Origin of the sequence: Streptomyces durocortorensis, assembly GCF_016901035.1 — a bacterium.
Classification (GTDB): domain Bacteria; phylum Actinomycetota; class Actinomycetes; order Streptomycetales; family Streptomycetaceae; genus Streptomyces; species Streptomyces durocortorensis.
Genome location: NZ_JAFEUF010000345.1, coordinates 1 through 5687 on the forward strand (window position 1 = coordinate 1; position 5687 = coordinate 5687).

9 protein-coding genes are annotated in these 5687 nt (G+C 66.9%); 2 read left to right on the forward strand and 7 right to left on the reverse strand.

Going from position 1 to position 5687, the window contains the following annotated elements:
• Window positions 1–260, reverse strand: a 260-nt coding sequence (locus tag JS521_RS33260) for a helix-turn-helix domain-containing protein (protein WP_205086620.1), incomplete at its 3' end; no start/stop codon positions are given.
• A 671-nt stretch (window positions 261–931) separates the two neighbouring features.
• On the opposite strand from JS521_RS33260, the gene JS521_RS33265 reads away from it, so the two are divergent.
• A complete protein-coding gene (locus tag JS521_RS33265; protein WP_205086621.1) occupies window positions 932–1189 on the forward strand; it encodes a hypothetical protein in 258 nt (85 codons plus the stop codon).
• Here the strand turns inward: JS521_RS33265 and JS521_RS33270 are convergent.
• Entirely contained in the window at window positions 1171–1962 is a 792-nt protein-coding gene (locus JS521_RS33270; protein WP_205086622.1) for a helix-turn-helix domain-containing protein, read from the reverse strand. The genes JS521_RS33265 and JS521_RS33270 overlap by 19 nt on opposite strands.
• Window positions 1963–2135: 173 nt before the next feature.
• Here JS521_RS33270 and JS521_RS33275 point away from each other — a divergent pair, with 173 nt between their 5' ends.
• On the forward strand, window positions 2136–2303 hold the full coding sequence (locus JS521_RS33275; RefSeq protein WP_205086623.1) for a hypothetical protein: 168 nt from the start codon (window positions 2136–2138) through the stop codon (window positions 2301–2303).
• 277 nt (window positions 2304–2580) lie between these two features.
• Here the strand turns inward: JS521_RS33275 and JS521_RS33280 are convergent, their stop codons facing one another.
• From JS521_RS33280 to JS521_RS33300, 5 genes are all read right to left on the reverse strand, one after another.
• Complete coding sequence (locus JS521_RS33280) at window positions 2581–2757, reverse strand: hypothetical protein (RefSeq protein WP_205086624.1); 177 nt, start codon at window positions 2755–2757, stop codon at window positions 2581–2583.
• Window positions 2758–2837: 80 nt separating this feature from the next.
• A complete protein-coding gene (locus JS521_RS33285) occupies window positions 2838–3548 on the reverse strand; it encodes a hypothetical protein (protein ID WP_205086625.1) in 711 nt (236 codons plus the stop codon).
• Window positions 3545–4069 (reverse strand): RNA polymerase sigma factor, encoded by a 525-nt coding sequence (locus tag JS521_RS33290; protein WP_205086626.1) that lies wholly within the window; start codon window positions 4067–4069, stop codon window positions 3545–3547. Before JS521_RS33290 ends, JS521_RS33285 begins: the two co-directional genes overlap by 4 nt.
• Before the next feature lie 526 nt (window positions 4070–4595).
• Complete coding sequence (locus JS521_RS33295; RefSeq protein WP_205086627.1) at window positions 4596–5120, reverse strand: hypothetical protein; 525 nt, start codon at window positions 5118–5120, stop codon at window positions 4596–4598.
• A gap of 255 nt (window positions 5121–5375) precedes the next feature.
• Window positions 5376–5687: DinB/UmuC family translesion DNA polymerase (locus tag JS521_RS33300; protein WP_443732190.1), on the reverse strand; the 312-nt coding region annotated here is incomplete at its 5' end.

Sequence of the window (5687 nt, forward strand, 5' to 3'; positions counted from 1 at the left end):
GAGGAAGTGTGCGCGGGGTACTTCGCTGCCCACCCCTTCAGGAGCCGCTGGTAAGCCTCCAGGCGCGGCGACTTCGGCTCGGAGCGACCGTTCTCGTAGTTCTTCACCGTCTGAACGGTCGACTTCAACGCGGTCGCGAGACGCGCCTGGGTGATGCCAGCGGCCTCACGCAGTCGGGCGCGCTCCGCCGGGGGCGGCAGCTGCGGCTCCTCCTCCAACAGGGCGTCGATATTCGCGAACAGCTCTTCCTCGGATGCCATGGGTGGATCTCCCTTCGTGCCCTCACCCTAGCAGTATTTACCCTAGTTTTTAGCCCATTTTTTTACTCGTTCGGATTCTCTGGTTGGCGGAAAGTGGACGACCCGGTGCCCCTGCCTCACAGCTCACAGGCTCTTCTCGCACCGCGCCCACCTGCGCAAATGCCATCTGAGACTCATAGAGAAGCGGCCCAAGAGTTGGCGTCTTCGGAAAGGTGCGCTCGCTGCGGTGGCGGCCATCACGGAGCAGCGTCATGCTCAGGGCGGGTCGGCGCGGTGCGAGGTTCGTCCTGGCGGTCGGGCTTTGCGGGCTCTCCCCTGCACTCTCGTCTGCCCTTACCGCCATTCGGCGGAGACGGGCATCCGTCCTGTCCTCGTTAGCAGGAGAGATCGCGTCAACAGAGGAGTTCACGGTGAGCGAGTGGGAGAAGAGTCGCAGGGGCTGGAGCGTCAACCGCACGCCCCGGCCCCTGGGCCGATAGAGCGACAGCCTTCACGCCTGCCTGCCTGCCTCGCCAGTCGCAAGGCTCGGCGTTCCGGTGTGCCGCGACCAGGCTGAGCTCATCGACGGGCGGGCGTACCCCGTTACCGCCCAGATGAACGTGGACGGGGAGCCGATGAAGTTCGACCTCATCGCGAACATACGCCGTGGTCCACGGTGAGGTGACCGGACCGTGCGCTGGCATCCTGACCGCCTGGCCCTGGCCTATACGGAGGGCCACCCGGGGCTGCTGGCGTCCCTCAGCCCGGACGAAGAACCGCCGCTGACCACCGCCGCGCTGACCGACTCCCTTCGCCGCTTCTTCGACGAAGGCATCCTCGGGCGGCATGGAAGGGGCGGATGCATCAGCTTCGAACGCCTGCACGCAGCGCACGCATGGGATGACGGCCCTGCATTCGTCCAGGGCGGAGGTCAGATGCGGTTCAACTGAGCGGCGGCGCGCTGCTGGGCATCGGTGCAGTCGCGCAGATACTGATGCAGACAGTCCTGGAGCTCCGCGACGTAGGTGTCCACGTCGCTTGCCACGTAGTCAGAGAGCGCGTCGTCGTCGTTCTTCTTGTACGCCGCCACGCTGGTGACTGCCGGGGAGAAATGGCTGGTGGCTAGGTATACAGCCAGGTCGGGAAGGCCCTCCATGCTGGAGTGTTCCTTGACCTTTCTGAGGAATGAGTGCACCTCATAGCCGTCGTAGGCGGGCTCCAGGTAGCTGACTGTGGGGGCGGCCCTCGTTTCCATCGAGGCTCTGTCAACCTCTACCCGGCTGAACGCGGGGCGTGGCATACGGGTCAGGAAGATGAGGAAGGCATCTGCCCTTCGGCGTTCGCGCCGCCGATCTGCTTCCTCCCCGTCCTTGATGGCGTCAGCAAGAGAGCGAACTTGGCTGCTGAGCCTGTCCACTTCAGCCCCGAGTGCATCGATCTGCTCTTGGAGCCTGTCGTCGCCGCGTTCGGGCCGGGGTTTGGCGTCGTCGAGCGGCTGCCAGGCGTCCAGCCAGGGTTTGGGGTTCTGGCCACAGGCTTGAGTAACTAACTCCACAGTGTTCCGGCGCGGCCAATTCTTTCCGCTCACCACGCTGCGCACCGTGTTTCCGGAGAGGCCAGCCCGCTTGGCGATGTCTTCCGGACTCCTGCCGGTATTGGAAACCAACTGGCGCAGCGCCTGGGTGAATTGTTCCGCAGTGTGCAACTTCTCGGAGCTTGTCATGAACCCTCCACCACTCGCAGTTTCCGCAAATTGTAGGAGTTGCGGTGGCCGCCCATCAGGCACTTTCCGTACGAAGCCGCAAAATCCTCCAACAGCGATCACTTCGCGCCACCTGCGATTGGTGCTGGCTTACAAATGTGGCATCACCCAGGAGGAACACGAAGGAGGACCACATGTCCTTGCCTGAGATCGTCGGCGAGATGGGCCATGGCCTGCTCACTCAGCTACCGTCCGCGCTGCTCGCGGCCATGATCATGACCGCTGCTACCGCGGTCAGCCGTAGACGCCGACGCAATCAGACCCAAGAAGACGGTGTGGAAGGCGACAACAACGGTGCCTAGCCGGCAGATGGTTGCCACCGATCAGAGTGGGCGGCCGCGGCTTTCGGGGCTGGTTGCTCCCGGCCAGTGCCTGTACTGGCCGGGAGCGGTACTGGCGATGGTGCCGACCCGGACGGCAATCTGGGCGAAGCCCAGCGCGTGGCGTCCGGCCGGGCAACGTGGGTACGTCGAGGTGATCAGGTTCAGCACGGTCACCACACGCTGCAGATCGGCGATGCACTGGTCGACGGAGCAGGGTGCCGAAGCCCGGTGGGTCCGCCGGGCCCCGGCAGGGGGGTTACAGGTTCTGCTGGATCAGCCAGAAGCCGAGTCCGACGATGCCTGCCCCGGTGGCGTAGGCGGCGCCGCGGAGGGCGCTGGAGAGCAGGGCGTGGTGGCGGCGGGCGAGCCAGGTCCGTTCGGGACGTTTCTGCGGGGGCTCGTCCGCGGGTTCGGATCGGCGGTTAGTGTGCATGGTGGTGCTCCGTTCTTCGGGTGCTTGCGGAGTTCGGCGGGGCTGGGCGGCTAGGAACCTTCGGCCCCGCCGGGCTCTGGTCAGGGACGGCCGACCAGTGTGTGGATGTGGTCGGCGATGCGGGCGTCGGGGCGGCAGACGAGGCCGTCGGTGTAGCGGTCGACCACGCGCTCGACGTCGGCCTCCAGGTGCCCGGTGGTGACGGCCCGGGAGGTGGGGTTGCGGACGAAGTACCCGGTCAGGGAGTCGAGGGCCTTGAGGAACTCCTCCGGGTCGGGATCGTGGCTCGGGCCGGAGGAGAACAGGGTCGTGGTGACCTGCTTCTTCCAGAACCGGGCTTCGCGTTCTTCGCCGAGGCCGAGGTGGTCGAGGTAGAGGCAGTACGCGGCGCCGTTGTGGCCGGCGCCTGCCGCGAACCTCCACCAGAACCTGGCGCTCTCGGGATGGCGGGCGAGGTAGAGCGTGCACGCGAAGACCTGCACGCCGTCGATGTCGACGCCGTTGGTCCAGCCGTCGAACTCGGTGACGCTGTCCTCGTTCTCGTCGGGGCCCAGGAGCGCGGTCAGCCTTTCCACGTGGGAGGCCGCCCCGGCCTGGGTGACGGCGCACCGGGCCATGGCGCCGAGGCGGCGGCGGGCGTTGGGGCTCGCGGGCGCGACGGGGGTGGGCGGCACGTAGCCGATGTCGTGGGCGAGGCGCCGCAGTCCGGCGCCGACGTCGAAGGGTCGGCGGGGTTCACGGACGCGGGCGTCGGCGTCCGCGAAGAGCTTCTCCCAGGGGTTGGCGGTCACAGGGTGTCCCTTCGCTTCATCGGCCGCGTGGCGCGGCGGTGGATGGGAGCCAGGCGCTCCAGGGCCTTGCGGCAGTGGTGGCGGACCGTGTTGGGGGTGAGCCCCATGTACCAGGCGATGTGCTTGGTGTCGTACTTGCCGATGAACTTGAGCACCACCACGTCGAACTGACGTGAGGGCAGTTTGCAGAGTGCCGGGTACAGGCCGATGCCGCTGTCCATGGCCGTCATGTTCTCGCGCAGCGTGCCGAGGAGTTCGTCGATGACGACCCTGCGCATGATGTTCCAGGCCTGCTCGGGGAGGTCGGGCTCGGTGAGCAGGTCGTCCCAGTGCCGCAGGAGTTCCCGGAAGGCGCGGTGCACGGCCTTCTCCGCGAGGTCGTTCGTCCCGAGGACGAACAGGGCGAACTCGTGGAACGCCTCCTGGTTGGTGAGGTAGTAGGCCTCGAACTCCAGCGGGAGCGGGAGCGGGGCTTCGGCCACGGGGGTGCGGCCGTCCTCCTCGCGTACGTCGTCGGTCATGGATCCTCTTCGTTGAGGCTGGATGGTTCCGGCTTTGAGGTGCCGTCACGGATCACTCAACCGGCCGAATCCGCCGAACGCGCATGCGCACCCGCACGAATATTACGTTCAGAGATCAACTAACCCCGGAGTGTAGTGATGTTACGTGTGGTGCATGGGTTCTGACCTGGGGTAACAGTGGGCTTCGCGTGACATGTCGTCGACAGGGGGATCCGTGGAGCGTGATGATCCTCACGTTTCCTTCGCCGCCCGCCGAACGGCCTGCCGACACGAACGAGTGAAAACAGCCAACCCAGCTGCGGCGGAGACCCCTTGACGGTTGGTTCGGCCCTCGGCGGCGCAGACGGTGCCGGCCAGTCCGGCGTCGGCTGCGCAGAGGTCCGTACCTTCCCGCCCGCGGCTGCCGCCAGGCGAGCCGGCCTTCTTCGCGCGAGCCGACACGTGGATGCGACCTCAGGTGCTCGCGGAATCCGTCGGCGCGGATCGGTGCCGACGGATTCCGCCCCTGAGGGCGCGGCTAAGGGCTCTACCCGGGGGTGTTGAACTCGTTCGGTGCGAGGGGGCGTTCGTAGCGGCCGTCGGTCCAGTTGTAGAGCCACTCCTTGCGGACCACGGCCTTGGAAGCCCACGGAAACAGGCCCTCGACCAGGCCCAGGACCCGCTCCGCTATCGCGTCCAGGACCCGGTTGAATTCGGTCGCGCGGATACTCCGGAAGCCGGTGGGGACCTCGAACTCGAAGCTGATCCGCATCGCCTTCGGAGTGCCGGGCCCCACCTCGTCGACGGTGTCCTCATCAGGCACCAGCTCGGCCTTGCCGTCGGCAAGGAGGTACTCCTGGCGCCGGTCGGTCCACGGGTACACCCACTCCCCGCGAACGAAAGCCTTCCCCGCCGCCGGGAAGTCTTCCGCGGCCAGCCCCAGGACCCGCTCGGTGATCGTGTCCAGTGCCCGGTCCACCCTGGCGCCGTGGATGTTGCGCCGTACCGCCCGCGGGACATGGAACTCGAAGCCGATGCGCAGGGCCCGCGGCGTGCCCTCAGTTTCCGACATATGAAACCCCCTTCATTGGTTCCACCAGACTAGCCATATTTGGTGAGGAGGGGAGGTTTTCACGAAATTGGATCAAGTTCGTGAGATTGAGTACTGTCGGTGCCGCCGGGAACTCGGCAGGGTGATCCGCGGTGCCACATGCATGGTGGTCGGTGCTGGACGCGGCGAGCCGCTTCACCGTCCGGTGGCCCCGCTCGCCCGCGTGCTCCGGCCGTCTGACTCCGGTGACCATGGCGCGCCTTCGGAGACTGCAGTTCACCCGGTCCGGGGGAAGGCCGATGCGGCTCCGGTGACGCCGGGGCCGTAGCGGAGTGCGGTTCTGTCGAGTGCAGCTTCAAGGCGGCAAAGCTTCTCGTCACGGTGGCCGAAGGTGAGCTGGTGGACTGAGTCCTCGGCGGGCCGCAGACGTTCTGCTCGCAGGGCGAGTGCGCGGACGCGGGCGCGCTGGAGGCCGAGGCTGGTGAGGAGTTCGCGGCCGGTGGCGCCCAGGGCGGGGGTGTGGGCGGTGGGTTCGGCGAGGGTGCGGCTGCGGGTGGTCTGGGTGCGGTCGGCGTAGGTAACGGTGAG